Here is a 25,469-nt window from a genome sequence, read left to right on the forward strand (position 1 = left end):
CCGGCGCTGTGGCGATTTCGCGTCGCGGCGCGGGGATTGTCGATCTGGGCGATCACCCTTGTCAAAAGCCGCTCTCTTCTTCCTCGATCAGGATCTCGCGCTTGCCGGCGTGGTTGGGCTGGCCCACGATGCCTTCGTTCTCCATCCGCTCCATCAGCGAGGCCGCCTTGTTGTAGCCGATCTGCAGTCGGCGCTGGATGTAGCTGGTCGAGGCCTTGCGGTCGCGCTTGACGATCGCCACCGCCTGCGAGAACAGGTCGCCGCCGCCATCGGCACCCATGCCGGTGGCGTCGAACACCGCGCCATCCTCGCCCTCGGCCGGCTCTTCCGCGGTGACCGCCTCGAGATATTCCGGCTGGCCCTGGCTCTTGAGATGGCGCACCACCTTCTCGACTTCCTCGTCGGACACGAACGGGCCGTGGACGCGGCTGATGCGTCCGCCGCCGGCCATGTACAGCATGTCGCCGCGGCCGAGCAGCTGCTCGGCGCCCATCTCGCCGAGGATGGTGCGGCTGTCGATCTTCGACGTGACCTGGAAGGAGATGCGGGTCGGGAAGTTGGCCTTGATGGTGCCGGTGATGACGTCCACCGACGGCCGCTGCGTTGCCAGGATGACGTGCAGGCCGGCGGCGCGCGCCATCTGGGCGAGACGCTGTACCGCGCCTTCGATGTCCTTGCCGGCGACCATCATCAGGTCGGCCATTTCGTCGACGATGATGACGATATAGGGCAACGGCTCGAGATCGAGCTTCTCTTCCTCGTAGATCGCCTTGCCGGTCTCCTTGTCGAAACCGGTATGAACGGTACGGCTGAGTTCTTCGCCCTTGCCCTTGGCTTCGAGCAGGCGCGCATTGTAGCCGTCGATATTGCGGACGCCGAGCTTGGCCATGCGCTTGTAGCGCTCTTCCATCTCGCGCACCGCCCACTTCAGGGCGACCACGGCTTTCTTGGGATCGGTCACGACCGGCGTCAGCAGATGCGGGATGCCGTCATAGACCGACAGTTCGAGCATCTTGGGATCGACCATGATCAGGCGGCACTGGTCCGGCCGCAGCCGGTACACCAGGCTGAGGATCATGGTGTTGATGGCGACGGATTTACCCGAACCGGTGGTGCCGGCGATCAGCATGTGCGGCGTGCGTGCAAGATCGATGATGATCGAATCGCCGCCGATGTTCTTGCCGAGGCACAGCGGCAGCTTGATGCTGCCGTCATTGGTGTCCTTCACCGTCAGCAGTTCGCGCAGATAGACGTTTTCACGGTGCGCGTTCGGCAGCTCGATGCCGATGGCATTGCGGCCGGGCACCACGGCGACACGCGCGGACAAGGCGCTCATGGAGCGCGCGATATCGTCGGCGAGGCCGATGACACGCGACGACTTGATACCAGGCGCGGGCTCGAGTTCGTAAAGCGTGACGACCGGGCCTGGATGCGCCTTGACGATTTCGCCGCGCACGCCGAAGTCGCTCAGCACGACTTCGAGCGCACGTGAATTGGCTTCCAGCTCCGCCTTGCTGAGCGGCTGCCGATCGGCTGCGCGGGGCGCCGTCAGCACGTTGACGGAGGGGAGTTCGAATGTGCCGCCGGATTTGCGCTTCGGCTCTTTGGCCGGCTTCTTGCGCGGCGTGCTGGCGACAGGCGCCGGCTCTTCGTCGTCCACGTCCTCGTCGTCATCCATCGCTTCGTCGTCGATGTCGTCGTCGTCGTCGCGACTCTGCGGCGCAATCGGCGGGCTCGAGCGGCGGCCGCCGAGATTGGGCTCCTGGCGCTCGAACGATGCGCGGCCCTTCTCCGGCGCACTTGCGACCATCAGACCGTAGATCGTCGACAGCAGGCGTCCGAGCCGCGCCTTGGCACTCATGGCGGCGTGCACGACCCAGCCCAGTGACACCGAACCGCGGTCGTTGTCTTCGTGTTCGAATGGCGCGTCATCGTCCTCGATCTCGGCGAATTCTTCTTCCTTCTGCTTTGCGCCGAGGCCGCAGGCGATCAGGAACGTCGCCGTCATCGCCGTGCACAGGATGATGCCCAACACGAAGCGATAGATGAAGCCGACCGGACCGAACACCACCGCAGGCGCGCGAAACAGCGCGTCGCCGACCACGCCGCCGACGCCGGTGGGCAGCGGCCACGATCCGCCGTGTTGCCAGCAACTGGCGAAACCCGAGGCGAGGATGGTGCAGAGGACCCAGCAGCCGATGCGCAGCGCCTCGCGATCGAAATGGCGGTGCGTCATCATCCGCCAGCCCCAAACCGCGATCGGCAGGATCAGCATGATGGCGCCAAGGCCGAGAATCTGCATCAGCAGATCGGCGCCGATGGCGCCGGGATAGCCGACGATATTACGGATTGCGCGAGAGGTGGCGTGGCTGAAGCTCGGATCCTGCACCGACCAGGTCATCAGCGCCGCAGCGGCGACGCCGGCGACGCCGATCAGGCCGAGACCCGCGAGTTCGCGCAGCCGTCGCGCCAGCATTTCGCGAATCGATGCGGGCAGCTGTCCGACCAGGGGAATGACGCGTTCGATCGTGGTGCTCATGGAGTCGTGCTCTTGACGCCCTGCGATGAATCCAGAATTTCGACCAGCCGGTGCAATGCCTCGGCGGTCGTATCACTGTCCTGCACCAGGGCCAGACGAATATAGCCGGCGCCGGGATTGCTGCCGTCAGGTTGCTGCCGCGCCAGGTAGCTTCCGGGCACGACCCGCACGCCGCCCTCGCGATAGAGCTTCAATGTCGCCGCTTCGTCGCCGCCATGCGCGGAAACGTCGAGCCACAGGCAGAAGCCTCCGGCCGGGCGCTTGTAGCCGAAACGGTTGCCGAGGATCTGGTCGGCGAGATCGAACTTTTGCCGATACAGCCGGCGGTTTTCCTCGACATGCGTCTCGTCGTTGTAAGCCGCGACCGCGACGTGCTGCAGCGGCACGGGCACCTGAGGTGCCGCGACGTTGCGTAGCTCGTGAAATGCGCTGAGAAACTTCCTGTCGCCGGCCACGAAGCCGATCCGCATGCCCGGCAGGTTGGAGCGTTTCGACAACGACTGGAACGCGACCACGTTGGCGAAGTCCGGCCCGGCGGATTCCAGCATGCTGCCGGGGCCTCCCGGGTGTAGATCTCTGAATAGCATTCGTCGGACAGCACGATGAAGCCGTAACGCAGAGCCAATTTGTGCAGGCGTGCAAAATAGGCTGGCGTGGCCACCGCGCCCTGCGGATTGGCGGGTGACGCGATGTACATTGCCACCGTGCGCGACAGGGTCGCCTCATCAAGCGCGTCGAGGTCGGGCAGGAAACCGTTGGCCAATGTGGTCGGCAGGAAGATCGCCTCGCAGCCCGCGGTGCGCGCGCCGGCGCCATAGGCGGGATAGAACGGATTCGGCAGCAGGATCGCCGGCGTGCCCTTGCGGGGGCCGACGTAACGTGCGGCGGCGACGGCGGCGAGGAACAGGCCTTCGCGGCTGCCGTTCAGCACGAGCAGTTCGGTTTCCGGATCGAGCGGCCGCGGCAGTGCGAAACGCTTCCCCATCCAGGTCGCGGCGGCCCGGCGAAACGGCTCGATGCCCTTGGCGGCGGGATAGCGGCCGAATTCGGCGACGTGCTGCGCCAGCACGGGACCGACGAAATCCGGCACCGGATGCTGCGGTTCGCCCAGCGACAGCGTGATCAGCGGCTTGCCGGGCTGGTACGGTGCCAACAGCTCGGTCAGCCGGGCGAATGGCGAACGTTCGCCCTCCGCAGCGGCCGCGCTCAAGCTGCCGACGCCTGGCGCCGCATGGGAAGAAGCCGACATTGTCATCTGTAAAGCGCCAGCACTTTCGGAACCATCGACCACTCGCGATCGACCAAAACAGGATCAAATCACCATAGATACGGCGAGGTTAAGACGCGATTAACCATCGACGGCCCGCGTCGCAAATGGCCGGGTTCCAGGGGCCGATGTGGCGGCAGCGGTGGGCCCCAAAGGTGAAGGGCCCCAGCTTGCGCTGGAGCCCTTCGACGGGTGGAGCATTGCCGGGTATGTGCCCCAACCGATCCCCGATGCTCGCTGCGGACGATGCGATCGTCCGCAGCGGCGTGGCGCTTACATGTTGTAGGCGCGCTCGGTGTGCTCGGTGACGTCGAGGCCTTCGCGCTCGACTTCAACGTTGACGCGCAGGCCGACGATGACATCGACGACCTTGAACAGGATCGCCGAGCCGACGCCGGACCACACCAGCGTGGTCGCGACAGCTTTGCACTGCGCGATCATCTGGGTGACCATGTCGTAGTCGGCGATCTTGCCGGCCACGTAATCCATCACGCCCGTGCCGCCGAGGGCCGGGTTGACCAGGATGCCGGTGGCCAGGGCGCCGACGATGCCGCCGACGCAATGGACGCCGAACACATCGAGGGAGTCGTCATAGCCGATGGCGTTCTTGATCACGGTGCAGAAGAACAGGCAGACGACGCCGACGATCAGGCCAAGAACCAGCGCGCCCATCGGACCCGCGAAGCCGCAGGCCGGCGTGACGGCAACCAGCCCGGAAACCGCGCCGGACACGGCACCCAACAGCGACGGGTGGCCCTTGGTGATCCACTCCGCGAACATCCACGACATCGCCGCCATGGCGGTGGCGAGGAACGTGTTGGTCATCGCCAGACCGGCGGTGCCGGAGGCTTCGAGGTTGGAGCCGACGTTGAAGCCGAACCAGCCAACCCACAGCAGCGAGGCGCCGATCATGGTCATGGTCAGCGAGTGCGGAGCCATCAGGTCCTTGCCGTAGCCGGTGCGCTTGCCGATGATCAGGCAACCGACCAGGCCAGCGATGCCGGCATTGATGTGCACCACGGTGCCGCCGGCGAAGTCGAGAGCGCCCCACAGGAACACCTGGCCGGCATCGGCCATGACTTCGTCAAGCTTGGCCTGCGCCGCTGCCTTGGCATCGGGAGCTGCTGCGGCGAGCGCCTTGGCGGCGGCCACAACGGCATCCGGTCCAGCCCAGTACCAAACCATGTGCGCGATCGGGAAGTAGATCAGCGTCACCCAGAGCGGCATGAACAGGGCAATCGCCGCGAACTTGGTGCGTTCGGCGAAGGCGCCGACAATCAGGCCCGGGGTGATGGCGGCGAAGGTCATCTGGAAGCAGAAGTAGACCAGTTCCGAGATATTGGCGTCCGCAGTGAAGGTCGCAGCCATCGAGTCAGGCGTGACACCCGACAGGAAAGCCTTGGAGAAGCCGCCGATGTAGGGCGAACCGCCGGTGAAGGTGATGCTGTAGCCGTACAGCGCCCACAGGACCATGACGATACAGGTTGTGTAGAAGACCTGCATCAGCACCGAGAGCATGTTCTTGGAGCGAACCAGGCCGCCGTAGAACAGCGCAAGGCCGGGAATGGTCATCAACAGCACGAACACCGTCGAGGTCATCATCCAGGCGTTGTCGCCCTTGTTGACCGTCGGGTCGGCGTATGCCGCGGTTGCGGCAAACAGGCCGACGGCCAGTGCCGCCAATCCCGCGCCAGAGGGACGCTTGAACGTCATTTTTTATACTCCTGATTGGTAAAGGGTGAGCGCGAAATCAGAGGGCTGCAGCATCGGCCTCGCCGGTGCGGATGCGCACCGCATGGTCGAGGTTGATGACGAAGATCTTGCCGTCGCCGATCTGTCCGGTCTTGGCCGCGGTGGTGATGGCTTCGATGGTTTTGTCGACCTGGTCCGAGGCGACAGCAACCTCGATCTTGATCTTGGGCAGAAAGCTCACCGCGTATTCAGCACCGCGATAGATTTCCGTATGGCCCTTCTGTCGGCCGTAGCCCTTCACTTCCGTCACCGTCAAACCGTGAACGCCGATGGCGGTCAAAGCATCACGGACTTCCTCAAGCTTGAATGGCTTGATGATCGCCATAACAATTTTCATGGGTCCTATCCCCGCTTGTGCCCGGGCCCAACACGGCCGGGCGATCTCGACTGAGGTTCACCACGCGGAGAAGATCACTACGCGGGCACAGCCAGCCCAGATAGAATCAAATGCCGTGCCAGATCGGTGGAATTTCCTAACGGTCTCTGAACGCCCAGCTTTTCGAGGTTTTGGGGGTTTGGCCCCGGGTGCGCTATTCGGTCGCGCCCAAGAATTACGCAGCCCCGATCAAAATAGCGCCACGACAGGCTGTCGACATATTCGTGCTTATGGGGAAGGCAGCTGAATGGTAATATAATATGCGCCTATCCGCCATTCCGCCAAATCTGCGCAAAGCTGAGGCCGTTTTAACCGGGGCGTGTTTTTCTCACTGGAGCAACCTGACAGGGTGCGGTCCTGGCGCCGCCGGTCATCAAGGCGACTGTCGCGCGAAAGCGCCGTGCCTCAGAGTGCGTCGCGGTCGGTCTCGCCGGTCCGAATCCGACGGGCGTGATCGATGGGGACAACGAAGATCTTGCCGTCGCCGATCTGGCCGGTCCGGGCGCTGGAGGTGATCACCTCGACGGCCTTGGTGGCGAGGTCGGCAGCAATCGCGATCTCGAGCCGCAGCTTGGGCAGGAAGTTCACCACATATTCGGCGCCGCGATACATCTCGGTGTGGCCCTTCTGGCGCCCATAACCCTTCACTTCGGTGACGGTCATGCCGTGCACGCCGATGGCGGTGAGGGCCTGGCGAACTTCGTCCAGCTTGAAGGGCTTGATAATCGCAACGACCAATTTCATGAAAGCTTCCTGTGCAATTCCTCAGGCGCCCGCCAAGGCGGGAACGTGACGTATATCTATGCCAGTTATATCGGCATGGCGCGTGGAAAATAAGCGGAATCTATCGCGGCGCCAAAGCTTTGCGCAGTGAGAGGCGATCGGGGCCGGCTAGGTCGCGGGCTTCTCCCGCCGCTCGCGGATCGAGCCCTCCTGCGCCACCGACGCGACAAGTGTGCCGTCGGGCTTGAAGATCAGCCCGCGCGCCAGCCCGCGTCCGCCCTGGGCGCTGGGGCTGTCCTGGCTGTAGAGCAGCCATTCGTCGGCACGGAACGGGCGGTGAAACCACATGGCGTGATCGAGGCTCGCCGCCATCACCTTGCCATCGAACAACGTGCGGCCGTAGCGCGCCATTACCGAATCCAGCAGCGAAAAGTCGGAAGCATAGGCGAGCGCGCACATGTGCAGCGCCGGATCGTCCGGCAGCTTGGCGGCGGTGCGGATCCAGATGTTGATCCGGCCATCGGGGACCGCGGTGCCGAAATAGCGCTGAAATTCCACCGGCCGCAGTTCGATCGGACGATCGGACTCGTAATAGCGCCTGATGAATTCCGGCATCTGGTTGATGATTGGATCCTTGGCCAGTTCCTCGGCGGACAGTTTTTCCGGCGGCGGCACGTCGGGCATCTGGTCCTGATGGTCGAAGGAATCGGGCTCGCTGACATGGAACGAGACCATCATCGAGAAGATCGCCTGGCCGTGCTGGATCGCAGTGACGCGCCGGGTCGAATAGCTCTTGCCGTCGCGCAGCCGCTCGACCTCATAGATGATCGGGATGGCGGGGTCGCCCGGGAGGATGAAATAGCAGTGCAGGGAGTGCGGAAAGCGACCTTCCACGGTCCGGCATGAGGCCACCATGGCCTGGCCGATCACCTGACCGCCGAACACCCGCTGCCAACGCGTCTTCGGGCTGGTGCCGCGGAACATGTTCACCTCGAGGGTCTCGAGGTTGAGAATATCCAGCAGGTCGATCAGGCTCTTGGACATCGGCGTCATCCGGTCGCGGTTGCAGGCACGGAAGGCAAGATACCGCGTGCACCCTTGTTTCGGTTCCTGTTTCGCCCAGCTATAAGCCTGTTGCAACAGCGAGTACGGATCGGTCTGACATGGCATCGCAACGAGGCATCGTGATTGGCGGCGGGGCGTTCGCCGGACTGGCGCTGGCGCTGGCGCTGCGCCAGGGGCTTGGGCCGGACATTCCGATCATCGTTGCCGATCCGGCGCTGGCGGCGCGGCCAAGCCGCGACCAGCGCGCCACGGCCATCGTCGCCGCCTGCCGCCGGCTGTTCGGCGCCATCGGCGTCTGGGACGAGGTGGCGGCGCAGGCGCAGCCGATCCTCGACATGGTGGTGACCGATTCCAAGCTCGAAGATGCCACGCGGCCGGTGTTTCTGACCTTTGCGGGCAATGTCGAACCCGGCGAACCGTTCGCCCATATGGTGGAAAACCGACTTCTGATCGATACGCTGGTGACCCGCGCGGAAGCCGCGGGCGTCGACCTGCGGCCGACCATGGTGACCACCTTCGATTCGCGCCCCGACGGCATCAGCGTCACGCTCGGCGATGGCAGTGTGATCGAGGCGGCCCTGCTGGTTGCCGCCGACGGCGCGCGCTCGAAGCTGCGCGAACGCGCCGGCATCGCCACCCACGGCTGGGACTACGACCAGTCCGGCATCGTGGTCACCGTCGGCCACGAGCGCGACCATCAGGGCCGCGCAGAAGAGCACTTTCTCCCCGCAGGTCCGTTCGCGATCCTGCCGCTTACCGGGCGGCGCTCGTCGCTGGTATGGACCGAGACGCGCAGCGAGGCGACGCGCATCGCGGCCTTGCCGGACGACGAGTTTCACACCGAACTCGAACAGCGCTTCGGCCTGCATCTCGGTGAGGTGAAGGCGCTGGACAGACCGCGTGCGTTTCCACTCGGCTATTTCGTGGCGCGTTCCTTCATCGGCGAGCGGCTGGCGCTGGTCGGCGACGCCGCGCACCTGATTCATCCGATCGCCGGGCAGGGGCTCAACATGGGCCTCAAGGATGTGGCGGCGCTGGCGGAGACCATCGTCGATGCCGCGCGCCTCGGCATCGACTTCGGCCAGGCCGACGTGCTCGATCGCTACCAGCGCTGGCGCCGCTTCGACACCATGGCGATGGGTGTCGCCACCAACGCGCTGAACCTGCTGTTCTCCAACAAGTCGACGTTGCTGCGCAGCGTACGCGACATTGGTCTCGGCCTTGTCGATCGCCTGCCGCCGCTGAAGAGCGTGTTCATCCGCCAGGCCGCCGGACTGTCGGGCGAAGTGCCGCGGCTGCTGAAGGGCGAGGCGCTGTAGCGGTCGTCCCGGCCTGCGCTCGCGCGCGAATTTGCCGGGACGACGTGCTCAATCGATCTTGCGGGCTTCTTCCGGCAACATGATCGGGATGCCGTCGCGGATCGGATAAGCGAGTTTCGCCTTCCGGGAGACCAGTTCCTGCCGGGTCGCATCGAATTCCAGCTGCCCCTTGGTGAGCGGGCACACCAGGATTTCCAGCAATTTCGGATCGACGGTGCCTTCGAGGCGTTCAACGGGTGTGGCAGTCATGGGCGCGCTCCGGCAACTCGAACGATCAAGCTTGGTATTTTATCAGGATGCCGGCGCAACACAATTCGCCGGGCGACGCATCGGAAGCCGACGACGCGCGGGCAGTCACTGCAGCGGCGGGTCGCCGCTGGTGCGTTTTTTGCCAGGTCCATCTCGGTGACTGCGATCAGGATTTCTGCGCGGGTCTTGAGATCCGGGGCTTCCAGCATGGCCTGCTTTTCCGGGGCGCCATAGGGCGACATCATCGCCAGCGCATTGACCAGCGCCTCGTTCGGCGCGCTCTCCACGCCTTCCCAGTCGACCTTGAGATTATTGGCCTTGAGGAAGTCCGTCAGCACTTCCAGCAGCGCCTCGCGGTTCACCGCCTCTTCGCCCTTGCGCGCGGTGAAATCGTCGACGAAGGGAAAGTAGTCGACCCGGCATTGCCGGTAAGGCGTGAGCACCGAAAGCTCCTCCAGCACCTTGAAACGGGCGATGCCGGTCAGTTCAAGGATGTAGCGGCCGTCGCCGGCTTCGGCGAGCTGGGTGATTCGGCCGACGCAGCCGACCCGGAACAGCGCCGGCTTGTCCTCGTCGGGGAGTGCGAGACATCGGGCTGGATCATGCCGATCAGGCGATGCCCGTCCCGGAACGAATCATCCACCATGGCCAGATAGCGCTGTTCGAAAATGTTCAGCGGCATCTGGCCGCGCGGCAGCAGCAGGGCGCCGGGCAGCGGGAAGACCGGAATCACCTCCGGCAGATCGCCGGGTCCGCGATAGTCGGCATTGATCGCCATGTCCGGTTCCGATGCTGAAGTCGCCATTGCTCAGGAAAACAGAATGGTGGAAAGCCGCTTGCGGCCGTCGAGGGTGGCCTCGTCGGTCGGTCCCCACGCCTCGAAGAACTGGATCAGCTGCTTGCGCGCGCCGTCCTCGTTCCATTTGCGGTCGCGCTTGACGATCTCGAGCAGATGACTCGTCGCCTCCGGGCGCTGGCCGGCAGCATTCAGGGCGATCGCGAGGTCGAAGCGCGCCTGATGATCCAACGGATTTGCGGCGACTTTCTGTTCCAGTTCGGTGACGGGACCGAGCGCAGCCGCCTGTTCGACCAGATCGATGGCCGCCTGCACGGCCTTGACCGCGGCATCCTCGCGCTTCGCGGCCGGCACCAGCTCCAGCGTCTGTTTTGCCTGCTCGAGGGCGCCGGTGGCGACGTAGCACTTCGCCAGGCCGGCCAGCGCCGGGATACTGGCGGCGTCGGCGGCGATCACCTCGGCATAGACGGCGGCGGCGCCGGCGGCGTCGCCCTCGGCGAGGATGGTTTCCGCTTCTTTCAGCAATTCAGCCACGGTGGGCTCGGCCCCCGGCATGCCGGCGGTGAGCTTGTCGATGAAGGCGGTCACCTGGCTTTCCGGCACCGCGCCCATGAAGCCGTCGGCCGGTCGGCCATCGACGAAGGCGATCACGGCCGGAATCGACTGGATGCCCATCTGCCCGGGAATGTCAGGGTGCTCGTCGATGTTCATCTTGACCAGCTTGACCTGGCCCTTGGCGGCCATCACGGCCTTTTCGATGATTGGGGTCAGAGTCCGGCACGGGCCGCACCAGGGCGCCCAGAAGTCGATCAGCACCGGCTGGTGCTTGGATTCCTCGATGACGTCCTTCACGAAGCTTTGGGTGGTCGTCTCCTTGATGAGACCGGAGGCTGCCTGCGGCGCTGCGCCGCCCTGTTCCATAATGGTCACGTGAACCTCGTCTGATGTCGAAAGATTTGGCCGATTCTAGCATGGCCCGGCATTTAAATGGCGCTCGCCGCGTCATTTTACAATCGGCTGGAACAGGCCGACCGGCGGGCGATTCGGCCCGACAGGCGCAATTTCCATGATTTGAGCGGCTTTTCAGCCGAATTCGGCAAATACCGCCCAATTTGGTCCGATTAACCGATTGCGTGCGAAGAGCAGTCTTGCTGTTGCATTCGCGTGCCGCATTTGGCATAGGTCTGCGCGTCGGCGGCGCGAACGCGCCGCCAGCTTCTCGGATGCGGGTGTAGCTCAGTGGTAGAGCACGACCTTGCCAAGGTCGGGGTCGAGGGTTCGAATCCCTTCGCCCGCTCCAGAACTTTCTTGGCACTTCAGACGATCTAACACGACACCATGACAGGCCGCCGCAAGGCGGCCTTGTCGTTTGTGTCATCATTGCCCGGCGTCATGCTCGTTTGTGCCAGGTCAAAGCCGCGCCGCTTGAAATCGTCCCACGTTGGGCAGACAATCCGATCCTCAGGGTGGGGCGCGCGATGCCGGCGACAACCGATTCCAATCTCGAAATTGCCAAGCGCGCCAATGACGAGGCGCGGGCCGATTTTGCGACCTGGCTGATGATGGCCAAGCTCAACAGCATCGACGCCCTGCCGCAGGAGGCCCAGGCTTTCTTCGCCGGCTATCGCGCCTTGCTGGCACAGAACAAGGTCGCTGAGTCCGCTGCCGCGGACACCACCATCCGGATCGTCTACCGGAGCTATTATGCTCGCCTCGGCGGCACCGGAACGCCTCCCGACATCAAGTCCGCTCCGAGAACGAGACAAATGCCCGACAACAACGACAACGTCACGCCCTTCCGCAAGATCAAGCCGAGCGCGCCGCCGCCGCGCGAAAGAAGAAGCTGCCGGTGGCGCTGATCTTCATCGGCCTGATCGTGCTGGCCGTGGCCTGGCACTATCTCAGCCGAGGGGCTCTTTGAGCGGCGGCTGGCCGGCGCTGCCCTATGCGGCATGGCGCGACAGCTGCGAGACGCTGCAGCTGTGGACACAGATCGTCGGCAAGATCAGGCTGTCGCGCACGCCGTGGCTGAACCATTCGTGGCACGTGGCGCTCTATGTCACCGCGCGCGGACTAACGACCTCCCCGATCCCCGACGGCGATCGCAGCTTCGAACTCGCCTTCGATCTGGTCGACCACGTCCTGCTAATCACCACCAGCGACGGGCCACAGCGGCAATTGCCGTTGCGGGCGCAGAGCGTCGCGGCGTTCTACGCCGAACTGATCGCCTTGCTGGCGGAGCTCGACATTTCCGTCAGCATCGACGACCTGCCCAACGAGGTCGCCAATCCGATCCGGTTCGGTGCCGATACGGTCCATGCGTCCTACGATCCCGATGCTGTTGCGCGGTTCGGGCAGGTGCTGCGGCAGGCCGATCGCGTGTTCAAGCAATTCCGTACCGGCTTCATCGGCAAAGCCAGTCCGGTGCATTTCTTCTGGGGTAGTTTTGATCTGGCGGTGACGCGGTTTTCCGGACGCGGCGCACCCCCGCATCCAGGTGGCGTGCCGCATCTCGCCGACGCCGTCGCGCGCGAGGCCTATTCGCACGAGGTCTCCAGCGCCGGCTTCTGGCCCGGCGGCGGCGCCATCGACTATCCCGCCTTCTATTCCTACGCCTATCCGGCGCCGGCCGGCTTTGCCGATGCGCCGGTGCGGCCCGATGCGGCATTCTTCAGCAAGGACCTCGGCGAATTCATTCTGCCTTACGATGCGGTTCGCACCGCCGCCGATCCCGACGCCGCCCTGATGCAATTCCTGCAGAGTACCTACGAAGCCGCCGCCAATCTTGCCGGGTGGGATCGCGGGGCGCTGGAGTGCGCCATCGGCCAGACGGGCCAGCCGCGCCAACTGTAGTGTGCGCTGCCTCACAGACCGCCGCGCGATCCTCGTTCCAACTACAATGGGCGATTGAATTTGCCGCCCGGCGAGATGATCCTCCCTCGCCTGCGGGCAATGGTCGGTCGTGTCGTTCGGGGAGGCGTTGATGGGCAGAAACATTGTCCTGCTGTCGGACGGCACCGGCAATTCGTCGGCCAAGGTCTGGCGAACCAACGTCTGGCGCATCTTCGAGGCGCTCGACCTGTCGGAGTCTGACCAGGTTGCCTATTACGACGACGGCGTCGGCACGTCCTCGTTCAAGCCGTGGGCGATTCTCGGCGGCGCCTTCGGCTTCGGGCTGCGGCGCAATGTGATCGAAATCTACAAGTTCGCCTGCCGCAACTACCGCGACGAATCCGACAGGCTGTTCGGTTTCGGCTTCAGCCGCGGCGCTTTCACGATCCGCATTGTCATGGGCGTGATTGCCAATCAGGGGCTGGTGAGATCGGACAACGAAGCCGAGTTGCACAGTCTCGCCAGTGCCGCCTATCGCGCCTACCGCAAGGATCGCTACAAGCGGCTGCTGCTCGAAGGCCCCTATCAATATATTCGCAACAAGTTCGGACCGGTCTATCCGCCCGTCGGGAAGAAGGATGCCGTCGCGAAAATTCATTTCATCGGGGTGTGGGACACCGTTTCCGCCTACGGTTTCCCGGTGAAGGAGATGAACGACGGAATTCACAAGTACTTGTGGCCGATCGAGCTTCCCGACGGTCAGTTGAGCGACAAGGTCACCTGGGCGCGGCAGGCGCTGGCGCTCGACGAGGAGCGCACGACCTTTCACCCGCAGCTGTGGCGCGAAGACAACGCCACCGCCGCCAGCCCGGCCGGAAACCGCACCGTCGCGGCCGAGCGCATCGCGCAGGTCTGGTTTCCCGGCGTGCATTCGAATGTCGGTGGCGGCTACCCCGACGATTCGCTCGCTTACGTCGCGCTGGTCTGGATGATTGTCGAGGCGCAGCGCTGCGGTCTGCGGTTCAAGACGGATTACTCAGGCCTGCTGCCCGCACCGCCGCCGCCCGGCGCCATGATCGCCGATCCCGACACGTTCAAGAACGCCATCTCGAAGCGCGACAAGGATGGCCGGCTCTACGATCCGCGCAAGGGAATGGGCGGCTATTACCGCTACGGTCCGCGCAAGCTGGTGCCTGACTTCTATCCGCAGGCCGCCAAGGGCGAAGGCGACGAGGTGCAGGTCGGCCGTGCCAAGATTCATGAGAGCGTCTTCAAGCGCATCGGCAATCGCGCCCATGCCTATGCCCCGGTCGGCCTGCCGCCGCTCTACGATGTCGTGAAGGACGATGGCGAGATCGTAACGCCCGACCAGTTCACTCTCTCGCCGGATGGCCGGCCATTCGAAAGCAATGCGGCCGCGGCCGAGCGTGCGCTGGCGCAGGAACACGTCTGGAATGAAATCTGGAAGCGGCGCGCCGTCTACTTCCTGACGGTGGCGGCGACGTTGTGGCTGGTGATCTTTCCTCTGGTGCGCGACGCCCAGCCCGTCGACGAGCTGAACAGCCGGTTTCGTTGGGCCTCCGACATCCTCCGTGTTTTTCAGGGCTTTCTACCGACCCATGCGCGGTTCTGGATCGACGGCTATGCCCGGGAGCCTGGCCTTTTCCTGTTCTCGGTCGCGCTGGTTGCCGGTCTGCTCTATCTCGGGAGCCATATCGCCGGCGTGACGTCTGGAAAGATGGGCGCCATCTGGCTACGACGGCCCGGCGCGCCCGGCGGCCTGCCGAGCAGCCTGCTCTACCGGATCCGCAGCAGCGCGGTGTATTCCGCGGTTCTCACCGGCGCCAAATCCCATGTCGCGCCGTTCGTCTTTGCCGTGATGTTCCTGTATCTGGGGCTCGCGATCGCCAGCCACCTGCTGTTCAACATTCAGGATGTCTGGGGAGCGACCTGCAAGGAGTCAGCCGAGACGATCCATCTCGACGTCAATCAGAGCGTGGATTTGCCGGTGGAGTTCAGGACTGCGGAATTCTGTCACGCCACCGGCGTGATGCTGAAGGGTGGCCGGACCAAATACAATATCAGGATGGTGCCGACGGCGGACTGGTCCGACGGAGGCATTGCCGTCAAGGCCGGGGCATCGCCGTTGCCGTCGGCCGGCTGGTTCAAGTCCATTCTGTTCTACGCGGCCGTTCCGTTACGACGTGAGCTGTTCGAGGACTGGTTCGAGGTCGTCTTCCGCTATGGCAGGACGGGCGGGGAGGAGGCGTTCTATCTCTATGATCCGACCGATCCCCTCATTCGCTTCAACATGACCCCGACTCGCGATGGCGAATTGTTCATCTTCGTCAACGATGCAGTGATCGGTGTGCCGGGGTTGTACGATCGCTTCTATCGCAACAATCAGGGTTCTGCGCGGATCACGGTGACCCGAACCAAGTAACGGGACGCGTCGCGGATCCGCTATTGCCGCAATGCAACGAAGTGCCAGCTCGTGCAGCATTGCCTGATCGTGGTGGCCCTTGGCGCTTGCAGAACTTGTGGTAGCATCGCGCCGTCGGGCTAAGCCAGACCAACAAGGTTCGTCTCGTACGTTCAATAAAACATTGCAGCCGCAACGAGCTGCCCAGGGAGTGACACGATGCCATCGATGTTCCGTCGATCCGTGCTTGCATGCGCCGCCATCATCGCCATCGCGGGGATCAGCCAGGCCAGCGCCCAGCAACAACTCAAGAAATACGAATCCGGCAAAAGGAATTCTGGACTCATCCGCCGGATGACTGGTTCCTCGGTGACGAGACCGAAGCCCAGAAGGGGCTGGCACCGCCATCCGGACCGCCGACCGGCTCGTCGGAGGCCGAACTCGCCACCATGATGAAGAAGATCAAGCTGCCGGCGGGCTTCAAGATCGAGGTCTATGCGTCAGGCGTGCTGGCAGCGCGGCAGATGGCATGGGGCGACAAGGGCACGCTGTTCGTCGGCTCGTTCGGTCTCGGCAACGTCTACGCCATCACCGAAAAAGACGGCAAGAAGGACGTCAAGACCGTCATCAAGGGATTGAAGATGCCCACCGGCATCGCGTTCCGCGATGGCGCCCTATACGTGATCGATATCGACAAGCTGATCCGTTACGACAATGCCGAGGCCAATCTCGACAAGCTCGGCGACGGCAAGGTGGTCTATGACGACATGCCGTCCTATGCCGCCCACGGCTGGAAGTATCTGGTCGCGGACAAGGACGGCTGGTTCTACGTGCCGTTCGGACCTCCGTTCAATATCGGCATTCCGCCGACCTCGCTGTCGCAGATCCGTCGTGTCGATCCGAAAACCGGCAATGCCGAGATCGTGGCGCTCGGCGTCCGCAACAGCGTCGGCGGCGATATCGATCCGCGCACCGGAAAATACTGGTTCACCGAAAACGCCCGCGACTGGATGAGCGACGATACGCCAAGCGACAAGCTCAACATGATCTCCAAGCTCGGCGAACATTTCGGCTATCCGCACTGCCACCAGGGCAATATGCCGGATCCGAAATTTGCCATGGGCCACAAGTGTTCGGAGTTCACGCCGCCGGTGCTGAACCTCGGCGCTCACGTCGCTCCGCTCGGCATGAAGTTCTATACCGGCAGCATGTTTCCGGCCGCGTACAAGGACAACATCCTGATCGCCGAGCACGGATCCTGGAACCGGCACAAGTACCAGGGCGCGCGGATCATGCGGGTGATGGTCGGGCCGGATGGCAAGAACGCCAAGCAGGAGGTGTTCGCCTCGGGCTGGATCGAGGGTGATCAGGGCTATCTCGGCCGTCCCGCTGACATCGTGATGGCCAAGGACGGCGCGATCCTTGTGGCCGACGACTGGGCCGGTGCGATCTACCGCATCAGCTACAAGAAGTGACCGTTGTCACTTCGGACGCGCGCAGCGCAAGCTGCGCGCGAACCTCAGCCACTCCAATTGGAGTGACGGGGAATCCCGAAGTGGCTGAACATCTCGAGATCCCGGGTCTGCACTCCGGCCGGCGTCGCCGTCCGAAGCGCATCCCGGGATGACGAGCTTCTAAGTTTGAATGGAAATGCCCCTCATGCGACTCCGACTGGTTCTCGCTGCACTTCCTTTGCTGTTCTTCACCCACCTGGACAAAATCCACGCCGCGGATCTCGCCGCCGGCAAGGCCAAGGCCGAGGTCTGCACCGCCTGCCATGGCGAGGGCGGTATCTCGCAGACCGAAAATATCCCGTCGCTGGCGGGGCAACCCGATCTGTTCATCCAGTGGCAGCTGATCTTCTTCCGCAGCGGCACCCGCAAGAATGAGGCGATGCAGCCGATCATCGAAACCCTCAGCAATGAGGACGTGCGAAATCTCGGTGCCTATTTCGCGTCGCTGCCGCCGAAAAAGGACAAGACGCCGGATGCCGATCCGGATCTGTCGGCGAAGGGCGCCCAGGCAGCCGCCGGCCGCCGCTGCGCGTCGTGCCACACTGACACCTATGCCGGGACCAAGGGCGTGGCGCGGATCGCCGGCCAGCGCGAGGACTATCTGCGCAAGGCGCTGCATGACTACAAGTCCGGCGTGCGCTCCGGCGGCGGCATGGCGGCGATGGCCGACGTCGCCTATCCGCTCAGCGCGGAAGAGATCGACGCGCTGGCGCACTACCTCGCGCATTTGTAGGGAGCGACTCACAATCGCGTAGGATGGGTAGAGCGAAGCGAAACCCATCGATAGCGGGCGATGTCGCGAAGGGTTTCGCCGACGGTCGCGCAAGCGCGGCCGTCGCTCTACCCATCCTACAGATAATTCCACCCGTGGCGGTTAAGCGCCTAGTCGCGCTGCGCTTCATAGGCCTTCAGGTGCGTATAGATCATGCGCAGCCGCGGCACCGGTGCCTTGGCGGCGTCGGCGCGGGCGATCAGGTCGCCGATGATCTGGTCGGCCTCGATGGGCGCGTTGTTGAGGATGTCGCGATACATCGATGCCGTCATCTTCGAACCCTCGGCCGTCAGCATGGCGCCGCTGCTTTCGAGGAATGGCGTGCGGGGGTAAAACCGTTGGCGGACGCCACGGCGCTGCATTCGTCGCGCACGCCGAGAATGAAATCGCGCCCACCGGGTGCAGCCACGATGTCACCGACTGCGGCGCGCATGGCGCTGGTCGCGCCGGCGATGGTGGCGAGGAAGATCCACTTCTCCCACATGTCCTGCATGATGGTGGCGCTTGCGACGCCGTCGAACTTGCCCGTGGCCATGACCTCGGCGATCGCCTTGACCCGGTCCGAACTGCCGCCCTTGCGCTCGCCGAACGACAGCGACTGCATTGGCGCCAGTTGCACCACCTCACGCGCCTCGTTCAGCGTGACGGCGATCTTGCACTGGCCGCCGAGCACCGCGTCGGCGCCGAATTTCGCTTCCAGCACGTCGAGATGGCGCATGCCGTTGAGCAGCGGGATGATAGCGGTGCCGGGGCCGACAGCGGGCGCGAAGGAGGCGATGGCATCGTCCAGATCGAATGCCTTGCAGCTCAGCAACACGACATCGAACTTGTCTGTGAGCTGGTCGGCCTGAACGGTCGGCGGGTTCTTCAACACGACGTCGCCATGCGGGCTCTTGATGACGAGGCCGGCGCTGGCGAGTTCGCCGGCGCGCTTCGGCCGCACCAGGAAGGTGACGTCCTGGCCGGCCAGCAACAGCCTGCCGCCGAAATAGCCGCCGATCGCGCCGGCCCCAACCACGAGAATACGCATGAGTTGTTCCTGTTTCTCTCCGTCCTGGCCGGGCCTGTCCCGGCCATCCACGACATCTGGGAAGAACGTGGATGCCCGGCACAAAGGCCGGGCATGACCGCGTCCAGCAATTCGATCAGCGTCCTACCACTTTTCGCCGAATGGACGAATCTCCATTTCGAACGTCCAGGCGCTGCGGGGCTGCTGGTATAGCTGCCAGTATGACGCAGCGACCGAGGCGGGCGGCATCAACAAATCGGGATTGTCGAGTGCCTCCTTGCCCCACAGTTGTTTGCGCCGTTCGCGCACCCAGGCAGTGTCGACGCCGGAGTCGATAACAAGGTGCGCGACATGGATGTTCTTCGGCCCGAGTTCGCGGGCCATCGCCTGCGCCAGCGCGCGCAGGCCGAACTTGGCCGAGGCGAAGGCGGCAAAGCCCGAGCCACCGCGCAGGCTGGCGGTCGCGCCGGTGAAGAAGATCTTGCCGGCGCCGCGCGCCAGCATCAGCCGCGCTGCCTCGCGCCCGGCGAGGAAGCCGGAATAGCAGGCCATCTCCCACACCTTGCGGAATACCCGTTCGGTGGTCTCCAGGATCGGGAAATTGACATTGGCGCCGACGTTGAAGATGCATACCTCGAGCGGCGCGTGGGCATCGGCGTCGTTGAGGAAGGCCGTCACCTCGTCTTCCTTTCGCGCGTCGAGCGAACGCGCGAAGATGGTGCCCCCTGCCGCCTCGATCTCGGCCACCAGCGGCGCCAGCTTGTCGCCGTTACGGCGCCCGGCGAACACCGTAAATCCCTCGGCGGAAAACTTTTTGGCGATCTCGGCGCCGATGAAATCGCCGGCGCCGATCACCGCGACGGTTGCGTTGCGCTTTTGCAATCGACCTCTCCATTTTCGTAGGATGGGTTGAGCTCTTGCGAAACCCATCCTCTTGCAGCGAGTGCGGTCGATGGGTTTCGCCGGCCGCGCAGACGCGTGACGGCTTCAACCCATCCTACGTCTAGCGCGAGATCAGCTCCTCGATGTCGCGCAGCTGCTCCTTGCCGTAGAACATCTCGTCGCCGACATAGAAAGTCGGCGAGCCGAACGCGCCGCGATCGACGGCGAATTGCGTATTGGCGACAAGCTTGGCCTTTACCTCGGGCTCTTGCGCGCGCGCGAACAGTTTGGCGGCATCGAGTCCGGACGCGGTGAGTGCGGCGACCGCTATCTCGGGATCGTCCATCTTCTTCGGCTCGCGCCACATGTGATGAAACGCCGCCTCGATGTATGGCTTGAACACGCCTTCGAGCTGGGCGGCGACCGCCGCGCGCATCAGGTTCAGCGTGTTGACCGGAAAGAACGGGTTCATCACATAGGGTGGCACCTGGAAGCGCTTGAGGAAGCGCTCGGTCTCGATCTCGTGAAACTCGCGCTTGTTCTTGATGCCTGCCAGCGCTTCGGCAGGCGACTTGTTGTTGGTGGCCTTGAAGATGCCGCCGAGGAGCACCGGGACATAGGCGAATTTCACGCCGCTGCGCGCCTCGATGGCGGGGATCGCCTCATGGGCGAGGTAGGCGTTGGGGCTGCCGAAATCGAACAGGAAGAGCGGGGATGTCGCGGTCAAGTTGGCCTCCCGGGTTATCTTGTTGTTGCCGCAGTGTGGCGCAGCAGACCTGAAACGTCCACCGCTTTATGACGGTCGTAATATGATCCGGGGCCGGCTCAAATCAGTCGCCGCACCGCGCGTTTGCGCCATACCAACATGTAATAGCCCATCTGCAGAACGAACATGGAGCCGAATGCGGCCGGATAGGCCATCCAGACGCCATCGAGGCCGATTTCGCGACTGAGAACGATGGCGAAAGGCACCTCGATGGCGACGATCGCGAAGACCAGTAGCGCCAGCGGCGCGCATACGGTGCCGCTGGCGCGCATCATTCCCGAGAAGGTCGTCGCCATGCCGAACAGGACCATGCTCCACAGCACGATGTGCAGCGAACGCTGCGCCAGTTCCAGCACTGTCGGGTCGACGATGAACAACCCGATCAGGTTGCGGGAGAACAGATAGGCAAGCGCGACCATGCTGCCGGTCAGCACGAGATTCATCAGCAGGCCAGTACGGACGATGGCATCGAGTCTGTCGATGCGATCGGCGCCGATCGCCTGTGCGCCGAAGATCGATACGGTAATGGAGATCGACATCGCCGGGAACTGGACATAGCTCAGCACCTGATTGACCGCGCCATAGGCCGCGGTGGCGTTGGAGCCGAAGCCGTTGACGAGGCCGAGCAGCACCAGTTCCGCCAGCGACATCACGACCATGCCCAAGGCTGCGGGAATGCCGATGCGCAAGACCTTGCGCAGCAACCCGGCATTCAGACGGATATTGCGCAACAGCTCTGCATCAGGCGCAAGCGGATGATTTCTGCGGCGAAGAATAACGGCAACGAAAAGCAGCGTCACCAGGGTCGATACGGCCGAGGCCCAGGCGACACTGGCGACGCCCAGCGGCGGTAGCCCCAGCCAGCCGCGGATGAGCGCAGGCGTCAGCGCGAGGCCGATCACGGTTGACAGCGCCAGCGCCCAGAGCGGCGTGATCGTGTCGCCGACGCCGCGCATGGTCGAAGTCCACAGGATGAAGGTAAAGGTTGCCGGCATCGTCAGCATCATGATGCGGGCATAGGCGCTGGCATCGTCGAGAATATCCGGCGGCGTGGCCAATGCGATCATGAACTGCCGGCTGAAGACGCCGCCCAGTACGGCGATGGCCACGGCGATGAGAAGTGCCACTGCGAGCGCAGTGCCGGCGACGGCCTTGAGCCTGTCGGTCTCGCCGGCGCCCCAAGCCTGGCCAATCAGCACCGACGCGCCGGCGCCCAGCCCGATGACAAAGGCCACGAAGAAGAACATGACCGGAAAGAATACCGAAGCCGCTGCCAGGGCTTCGATGCCGATCATCTGGCCGACATAGATACTGTTGATGGTGCCGATCAGCGACTGCAGGATGTTGCTCAGCATCATCGGCAGCAGAAAGACCAGAAATCTTTTCCAGAGCGGATCTGCGTTCGGCACGACGTATTCCTTGCGAACAAAGGTTGAGAGAGTCAGTCAGTCCGGCCGGGAAGCCGATCCACCTGACTATAGCGACGTCGGTTCTGACCGATCGCCGAAAGCAAGCTTGATGATGTGGTTGCGAATATCGTCTGGCCATGCGGCGATCAACGTATCGAATTTCGTTCGGTCGGCGGCGAACAAAGCGCGCGTCGCCTCTTCGAAGCCCGCCAGGTTGCCGGCCATCACCGACATGAAGTGGTAGGCGGCATCGCGCGCGGCGCGCGCACGATCCCTGTCGGCGTTGACGCGCCGGGCCTCTTCGACCAGCTTGCGCAGTGCCACCGAAGCGCCGCCGGGTTGGGCGCCGAGCCACTCCCAGTGCCGCGGCAGCAGCGTCACCTCGCGGGCGACGACGCCGAGTTTCGGCCGACCGCGTCCGCGCGGCTGCGCCACCGCATCCACCTCGGGAGGCTCGGCCGGCGGCGTCAGCCGCGCCACAATCTCGCGGTGGCTGCCGCGCAGATCGAGATCGATGGAGCGGCCGGTGGAGTCGTCGAAGATCACAATCGGCGGCGGCGCCTCGCCCGCCGAGGCGATCTTGACCGCGAGCGCCACCTCGGCAAGCCGCCCGGAGGCTAGGCGGTGGTGGCCGGAGAATGCGGTGAACGAGCCTGCGGCTGCCTGATCCATGGTAAGGCTTTCAGATCATGAGGGTTTAGCACGCCTATTTATACCCGGATCATATCTGCGTCAATAACACCCGGATAATAATGCAGCCGGGCAATGAGGTGCATCGACCATGCTGACCGTCCATCATCTCAACAATTCCCGCTCCCAGCGGGTGCTGTGGCTGCTCGAAGAGCTCGGCGTGCCCTATGAGATCGTGCGTTACCAGCGCCAGTCCAACATGCTGGCGCCGCCCGAGCTGCGCGCCATCCATCCGCTCGGCAAGTCGCCGGTCATCACCGACAACGGCAACACGGTCGCGGAATCCGGCGCGATCGTTCAGTACCTCGTCGACACCTACGGCAGTGGCCTGATTCCGGCGCCGAACACGCCGGAGCGGCTGCGCTTCACCTACTGGCTGCATTACGCCGAGGGTTCGGCGATGCCGCCGCTGCTGCTGAAGCTGATCTTCCTGATGCTGCCCAAACGCGCCCCGCTGCTGCTGCGCCCGCTGGTCAATGCGATCTCATCCAAGGCGCTGGCGACGCTGGTCGATCCGCAACTCAGGACCCACATGTCGTTCTGGGAAAGCGAGCTTGGCAAGAGCGACTGGTTCGCCGGCAGCGAATTCACGGCGGCCGACATCCAAATGAGCTTTCCGCTTGAGGCCGCCTCGGCGCGCGCCGGCCTAGCGCAGGGCCACCCCAAGGCAATGGCGTGGCTCGCGCGCATCCATGCGCGGCCGGCGTATCAACGCGCGCTGGACAAGGGCGGGCCGTATACGGTGGGGAAGTAATTTGTCGTGTCCCGGAAGCGATGCAGCACGAAGTGCTGCCGCGCAGAGCCGGGACCATCCCAAACGCCGGTGCTTGCTACGGCCCCGGCTCTGCGAAGCGATACTCCGTATCGCATCGCGTCCGGGGCAAGTAACTATTGCCGAACTAAGCCGCGGGAAATCCGAACAGTCGTTGCGGATTGTCCACCAGGATGCGGTTGCGCTGCGCGCCGTCGGGCACCCAGTCAACCAGCAGATCGAGCAGATCGCTGACGCCCATCATCGCGTCCCAATTGGCCACGTGAGGCCAGTCCGATCCCCACACGCAGCGGTCGGGATTTGCCTCGACCAGCAGCCGCGCGAACGGGATCGTGTCGCTGTAGGGCGGGCCGCCCTGCACGCTGGTGCGATAAGCGCCGGACAGCCGCACCCAGGCGCCATCGCGGACCAGGCCGAGCAGCGCCTGAAAGCCGGCCTCGTCGGTGCCGCGTGTGGTGGGAAAGTGGCCCATGTGGTCGATCAGGAACGGCACGGGCAGTTTTGCGAAGCGCGGTGCCAGCGCGGGAATGTCCTTGGCGTCGATCAGGAACTGGAGATGCCAGCCCATCTCTGCACACAAGGCGGCATACCCCTCCAGCTGCGCGAAACCCACCCCGCCGCCATACAGCACGTTCATGCGCAGTCCGACCACGCCGGCGTCCTTCAGTGCGGCCTTGTCCCTCTCCGGGCAATCCAGTGCAATCACCGCGATGCCGCGCAGCCGCGCGCGGTTGGCCTGCAGCGTCTCGACCAGCAGACGATTGTCGGTGCCGTGCACGCTGACTTGCGTCAGCACGCCATGGGTCATGCCGGTCGCGTCGAGCATCGAAAGATACTCGGTCGCCGTTGCCGCCGGTGGGGTGTAGCTGCGCGCGGTGACGAAGGGGTATTCTGGCGGCAGTCCGATCACATGGGCATGGGTATCCACCGCGCCCTTCGGCACGTTGAAGCGCGTGGCGCGGTGCTGCACCGGTTGCGGCCCCGGGCATGCCGGGGCCGCGCTGGCAGGATCAGCTGTCTGCATAGAGAATACGTCCGCGGGTTTCCGGCAGCGCGAATGCCGCCATAAAGAACAGTCCATAGGCCAGCACCGCGAAGATCGCGATGGCATTGCCGAGCGTCGTGGTGGTCGAGAGCGTGCCGACCAGGAACGGGAACAGGGCGCCCACGCCGCGGCCGAAATTGTAGCAGAAGCCCTGGCCGGAGCCGCGCAGGCGCGTCGGATAGAGTTCGGTGAGGAACGCGCCCATGCCCGAGAAGTAGCCGGAGGCAAAGAAGCCCAGCGGGAAGCCGAGCAGCCACAGCACTTCATTGGTCAGCGGCACCTGCGTGTAAACGATGATCACGGCGATGGCGCCCAACGAGAAAGTCAGGAACAGGTTGCGCCGTCCAATCTTGTCGGCGAGCCAGGCGCCGACGAGATATCCGACAAAAGAACCGATGATCAGCGCCGAGAGGTAGCCGGTCGAAGAGACGATCGACAACTTGCGTTCAGTGGTGAGAAAGCGCGGCACCCAGAAGGTGATGGCATAGTACCCGCCCTGGCAGCCGGTCGCGGCCAGCGAGGCCAGGATCGTGGTCTTGAGCATCGGGCCCGCAAAGATCTCGCGCAGTTTCGGCCGGTCGCCGCTGGCATTTTGCCGGGCGCGGGTCTCCTTAGCGATCTTGGGTTCTTCGACATAGCGGCGAAGATATAAAACCAGCAGCGCCGGCAGCGCGCCGATCGCGAACATCCAGCGCCAGGCCATTTCCGGCGGCAGATACGAGAACAGGATGGCCTGCGACAGCACCGCGAGGCCCCAGCCGATCGCCCAGCCCGACTGCACCGAGCCCACCGCGCGGCCACGATATTGCGGGCGGATCGCTTCGCCCATCAGTACCGCGCCGGCCGCCCATTCGCCGCCGAAGCCGAGACCGAGCAATGCGCGGGCGACCAATAGCTGATCGAAATTCTGCACGAAGGCGCAGACCAACGAGAAGAAGGAGAACCACAGGATGGTGATCTGCAGCGTTCGCACGCGACCGATGCGGTCGGCAAGGTAGCCGCCGAGCCAGCCGCCGATGGCCGAGGCCAGCAGAGTCACGGTACCGGCCAGGCCGGCGGTGCCGGGATCGACTTTCCACATGACGATGATGGTGCCGATCACCAGCGGATAGATCATGAAGTCCATGCCGTCGAGCGCCCAGCCCGTGGCGCAGGCCCAGAAGGTGCGGCGTTCCGGAGCGTTCATGTCGCGGTAAAAGGCCAGCAGGCTGGAATCTTCGATCTCGGCGACTTCGATGGCGCCGGATTTGTCCGGTTGACCCGTGTTCAT

19 protein-coding genes, 1 tRNA gene and 4 pseudogenes are annotated in these 25,469 nt (G+C 64.1%); 8 read left to right on the plus strand and 16 right to left on the minus strand.

The annotated features are described in order from the left end of the window. Positions 1-61: 61 nt before the first annotated feature. From ONR75_RS01495 to tesB, 6 genes and pseudogenes are all read right to left on the minus strand, one after another. The gene (locus ONR75_RS01495; RefSeq protein ID WP_265081079.1) at positions 62-2,539 is read right to left on the minus strand and encodes a DNA translocase FtsK; all 2,478 of its coding nucleotides are present in this window, start codon (positions 2,537-2,539) and stop codon (positions 62-64) included. Next, positions 2,536-3,794 (minus strand): annotated as a pseudogene (locus ONR75_RS01500) (aminotransferase class I/II-fold pyridoxal phosphate-dependent enzyme). Before ONR75_RS01500 ends, ONR75_RS01495 begins: the two are co-directional and overlap by 4 nt. A gap of 285 nt (positions 3,795-4,079) precedes the next feature. Beyond that, positions 4,080-5,519, minus strand: a complete 1,440-nt coding sequence (locus tag ONR75_RS01505; protein WP_265081080.1) for an ammonium transporter — start codon at positions 5,517-5,519, stop codon at positions 4,080-4,082. Between the two features lie 37 nt (positions 5,520-5,556). Next, positions 5,557-5,895, minus strand: a complete 339-nt coding sequence (locus ONR75_RS01510) for a P-II family nitrogen regulator (protein ID WP_068730208.1) — start codon at positions 5,893-5,895, stop codon at positions 5,557-5,559. Positions 5,896-6,339: 444 nt separating this feature from the next. Then, a complete protein-coding gene (locus ONR75_RS01515; RefSeq protein ID WP_265081081.1) occupies positions 6,340-6,678 on the minus strand; it encodes a P-II family nitrogen regulator in 339 nt (112 codons plus the stop codon). Positions 6,679-6,825: 147 nt separating this feature from the next. Further along, complete coding sequence (tesB, locus tag ONR75_RS01520) at positions 6,826-7,701, minus strand: acyl-CoA thioesterase II (RefSeq protein ID WP_265081082.1); 876 nt, start codon at positions 7,699-7,701, stop codon at positions 6,826-6,828. Positions 7,702-7,820: 119 nt separating this feature from the next. On the opposite strand from tesB, the gene ONR75_RS01525 reads away from it, so the two are divergent. Further along, positions 7,821-9,041 carry a ubiquinone biosynthesis hydroxylase gene (locus ONR75_RS01525; RefSeq protein ID WP_265081083.1) on the plus strand — a complete coding sequence of 407 codons (1,221 nt, stop codon included), beginning with the start codon at positions 7,821-7,823 and terminating at the stop codon, positions 9,039-9,041. A 48-nt stretch (positions 9,042-9,089) separates the two neighbouring features. Here the strand turns inward: ONR75_RS01525 and ONR75_RS01530 are convergent, their stop codons facing one another. The 3 genes and pseudogenes from ONR75_RS01530 to trxA all read right to left on the minus strand — a co-directional run bounded on the left by ONR75_RS01530 (position 9,090) and on the right by trxA (position 11,016). After that, a complete protein-coding gene (locus tag ONR75_RS01530) occupies positions 9,090-9,290 on the minus strand; it encodes a Trm112 family protein (protein ID WP_265081084.1) in 201 nt (66 codons plus the stop codon). Positions 9,291-9,395: 105 nt separating this feature from the next. Then, positions 9,396-10,068 (minus strand): annotated as a pseudogene (locus ONR75_RS01535) (LON peptidase substrate-binding domain-containing protein). A 30-nt stretch (positions 10,069-10,098) separates the two neighbouring features. Continuing rightward, positions 10,099-11,016, minus strand: a complete 918-nt coding sequence (gene trxA, locus ONR75_RS01540) for a thioredoxin (protein ID WP_265081085.1) — start codon at positions 11,014-11,016, stop codon at positions 10,099-10,101. 295 nt (positions 11,017-11,311) lie between these two features. Between trxA and ONR75_RS01545 the strand changes: the two genes are divergently transcribed. The 6 genes and pseudogenes from ONR75_RS01545 (at position 11,312) to ONR75_RS01570 (ending at position 17,587) form a co-directional block, all read left to right on the plus strand. Further along, positions 11,312-11,386, plus strand: a tRNA-Gly gene (locus ONR75_RS01545). A 178-nt stretch (positions 11,387-11,564) separates the two neighbouring features. Further along, a complete protein-coding gene (locus ONR75_RS01550) occupies positions 11,565-11,945 on the plus strand; it encodes a hypothetical protein (protein ID WP_265081086.1) in 381 nt (126 codons plus the stop codon). A gap of 58 nt (positions 11,946-12,003) precedes the next feature. Next, on the plus strand, positions 12,004-12,939 hold the full coding sequence (locus ONR75_RS01555; RefSeq protein WP_265081087.1) for a DUF5996 family protein: 936 nt from the start codon (positions 12,004-12,006) through the stop codon (positions 12,937-12,939). 130 nt (positions 12,940-13,069) lie between these two features. Next, a complete protein-coding gene (locus ONR75_RS01560; RefSeq protein ID WP_265081088.1) occupies positions 13,070-15,361 on the plus strand; it encodes a DUF2235 domain-containing protein in 2,292 nt (763 codons plus the stop codon). A gap of 198 nt (positions 15,362-15,559) precedes the next feature. Next, positions 15,560-16,815 (plus strand): annotated as a pseudogene (locus tag ONR75_RS01565) (PQQ-dependent sugar dehydrogenase). A gap of 175 nt (positions 16,816-16,990) precedes the next feature. Then, on the plus strand, positions 16,991-17,587 hold the full coding sequence (locus tag ONR75_RS01570; protein ID WP_413776422.1) for a c-type cytochrome: 597 nt from the start codon (positions 16,991-16,993) through the stop codon (positions 17,585-17,587). 149 nt (positions 17,588-17,736) lie between these two features. Here ONR75_RS01570 and panE read toward each other — a convergent pair. The 5 genes and pseudogenes from panE to ONR75_RS01595 all read right to left on the minus strand — a co-directional run bounded on the left by panE (position 17,737) and on the right by ONR75_RS01595 (position 22,364). Further along, positions 17,737-18,656, minus strand: a pseudogene (gene panE / locus ONR75_RS01575) (2-dehydropantoate 2-reductase). 123 nt (positions 18,657-18,779) lie between these two features. Then, the gene (locus ONR75_RS01580) at positions 18,780-19,517 is read right to left on the minus strand and encodes an SDR family oxidoreductase (protein ID WP_265081090.1); all 738 of its coding nucleotides are present in this window, start codon (positions 19,515-19,517) and stop codon (positions 18,780-18,782) included. 121 nt (positions 19,518-19,638) lie between these two features. After that, positions 19,639-20,244 carry a 2-hydroxychromene-2-carboxylate isomerase gene (locus ONR75_RS01585; protein ID WP_265081091.1) on the minus strand — a complete coding sequence of 202 codons (606 nt, stop codon included), beginning with the start codon at positions 20,242-20,244 and terminating at the stop codon, positions 19,639-19,641. Positions 20,245-20,342: 98 nt separating this feature from the next. After that, positions 20,343-21,641 (minus strand): MATE family efflux transporter, encoded by a 1,299-nt coding sequence (locus tag ONR75_RS01590; RefSeq protein ID WP_265083910.1) that lies wholly within the window; start codon positions 21,639-21,641, stop codon positions 20,343-20,345. 117 nt (positions 21,642-21,758) lie between these two features. After that, positions 21,759-22,364 carry a DUF2239 family protein gene (locus tag ONR75_RS01595; RefSeq protein ID WP_265081092.1) on the minus strand — a complete coding sequence of 202 codons (606 nt, stop codon included), beginning with the start codon at positions 22,362-22,364 and terminating at the stop codon, positions 21,759-21,761. A 109-nt stretch (positions 22,365-22,473) separates the two neighbouring features. Here ONR75_RS01595 and ONR75_RS01600 point away from each other — a divergent pair, with 109 nt between their 5' ends. Beyond that, positions 22,474-23,136, plus strand: a complete 663-nt coding sequence (locus ONR75_RS01600) for a glutathione S-transferase family protein (RefSeq protein ID WP_265081093.1) — start codon at positions 22,474-22,476, stop codon at positions 23,134-23,136. 145 nt (positions 23,137-23,281) lie between these two features. On the opposite strand, the gene ONR75_RS01605 is transcribed toward ONR75_RS01600, so the two are convergent. Both ONR75_RS01605 and ONR75_RS01610 read right to left on the minus strand, forming a co-directional pair. Further along, the gene (locus ONR75_RS01605; RefSeq protein ID WP_265081094.1) at positions 23,282-24,178 is read right to left on the minus strand and encodes an amidohydrolase family protein; all 897 of its coding nucleotides are present in this window, start codon (positions 24,176-24,178) and stop codon (positions 23,282-23,284) included. Further along, positions 24,165-25,469 carry an MFS transporter gene (locus ONR75_RS01610; RefSeq protein WP_265081095.1) on the minus strand — a complete coding sequence of 435 codons (1,305 nt, stop codon included), beginning with the start codon at positions 25,467-25,469 and terminating at the stop codon, positions 24,165-24,167. Before ONR75_RS01610 ends, ONR75_RS01605 begins: the two co-directional genes overlap by 14 nt.

Origin of the sequence: Rhodopseudomonas sp. P2A-2r, assembly GCF_026015985.1 — a bacterium.
Lineage (GTDB): Bacteria > Pseudomonadota > Alphaproteobacteria > Rhizobiales > Xanthobacteraceae > Tardiphaga.

Excerpts from the sequence above, each read along its gene's own strand:
- ONR75_RS01495 (WP_265081079.1), bottom strand. The coding sequence starts at position 2,539 with ATGAGCACCACGATCGAACGCGTCATTCCCCTGGTCGGACAGCTGCCC.
- ONR75_RS01505 (WP_265081080.1), bottom strand. The coding sequence starts at position 5,519 with ATGACGTTCAAGCGTCCCTCTGGCGCGGGATTGGCGGCACTGGCCGTC.
- ONR75_RS01510 (WP_068730208.1), bottom strand. The coding sequence starts at position 5,895 with ATGAAAATTGTTATGGCGATCATCAAGCCATTCAAGCTTGAGGAAGTC.
- ONR75_RS01515 (WP_265081081.1), bottom strand. The coding sequence starts at position 6,678 with ATGAAATTGGTCGTTGCGATTATCAAGCCCTTCAAGCTGGACGAAGTT.
- tesB (WP_265081082.1), bottom strand. The coding sequence starts at position 7,701 with ATGTCCAAGAGCCTGATCGACCTGCTGGATATTCTCAACCTCGAGACC.
- ONR75_RS01525 (WP_265081083.1), top strand. The coding sequence starts at position 7,821 with ATGGCATCGCAACGAGGCATCGTGATTGGCGGCGGGGCGTTCGCCGGA.
- ONR75_RS01530 (WP_265081084.1), bottom strand. The coding sequence starts at position 9,290 with ATGACTGCCACACCCGTTGAACGCCTCGAAGGCACCGTCGATCCGAAA.
- ONR75_RS01550 (WP_265081086.1), top strand. The coding sequence starts at position 11,565 with ATGCCGGCGACAACCGATTCCAATCTCGAAATTGCCAAGCGCGCCAAT.
- ONR75_RS01560 (WP_265081088.1), top strand. The coding sequence starts at position 13,070 with ATGGGCAGAAACATTGTCCTGCTGTCGGACGGCACCGGCAATTCGTCG.
- ONR75_RS01570 (WP_413776422.1), top strand. The coding sequence starts at position 16,991 with ATGCCCCTCATGCGACTCCGACTGGTTCTCGCTGCACTTCCTTTGCTG.
- ONR75_RS01590 (WP_265083910.1), bottom strand. The coding sequence starts at position 21,641 with ATGATGCTGAGCAACATCCTGCAGTCGCTGATCGGCACCATCAACAGT.
- ONR75_RS01595 (WP_265081092.1), bottom strand. The coding sequence starts at position 22,364 with ATGGATCAGGCAGCCGCAGGCTCGTTCACCGCATTCTCCGGCCACCAC.
- ONR75_RS01600 (WP_265081093.1), top strand. The coding sequence starts at position 22,474 with ATGCTGACCGTCCATCATCTCAACAATTCCCGCTCCCAGCGGGTGCTG.
- ONR75_RS01605 (WP_265081094.1), bottom strand. The coding sequence starts at position 24,178 with ATGCAGACAGCTGATCCTGCCAGCGCGGCCCCGGCATGCCCGGGGCCG.
- ONR75_RS01610 (WP_265081095.1), bottom strand. The coding sequence starts at position 25,469 with ATGAACACGGGTCAACCGGACAAATCCGGCGCCATCGAAGTCGCCGAG.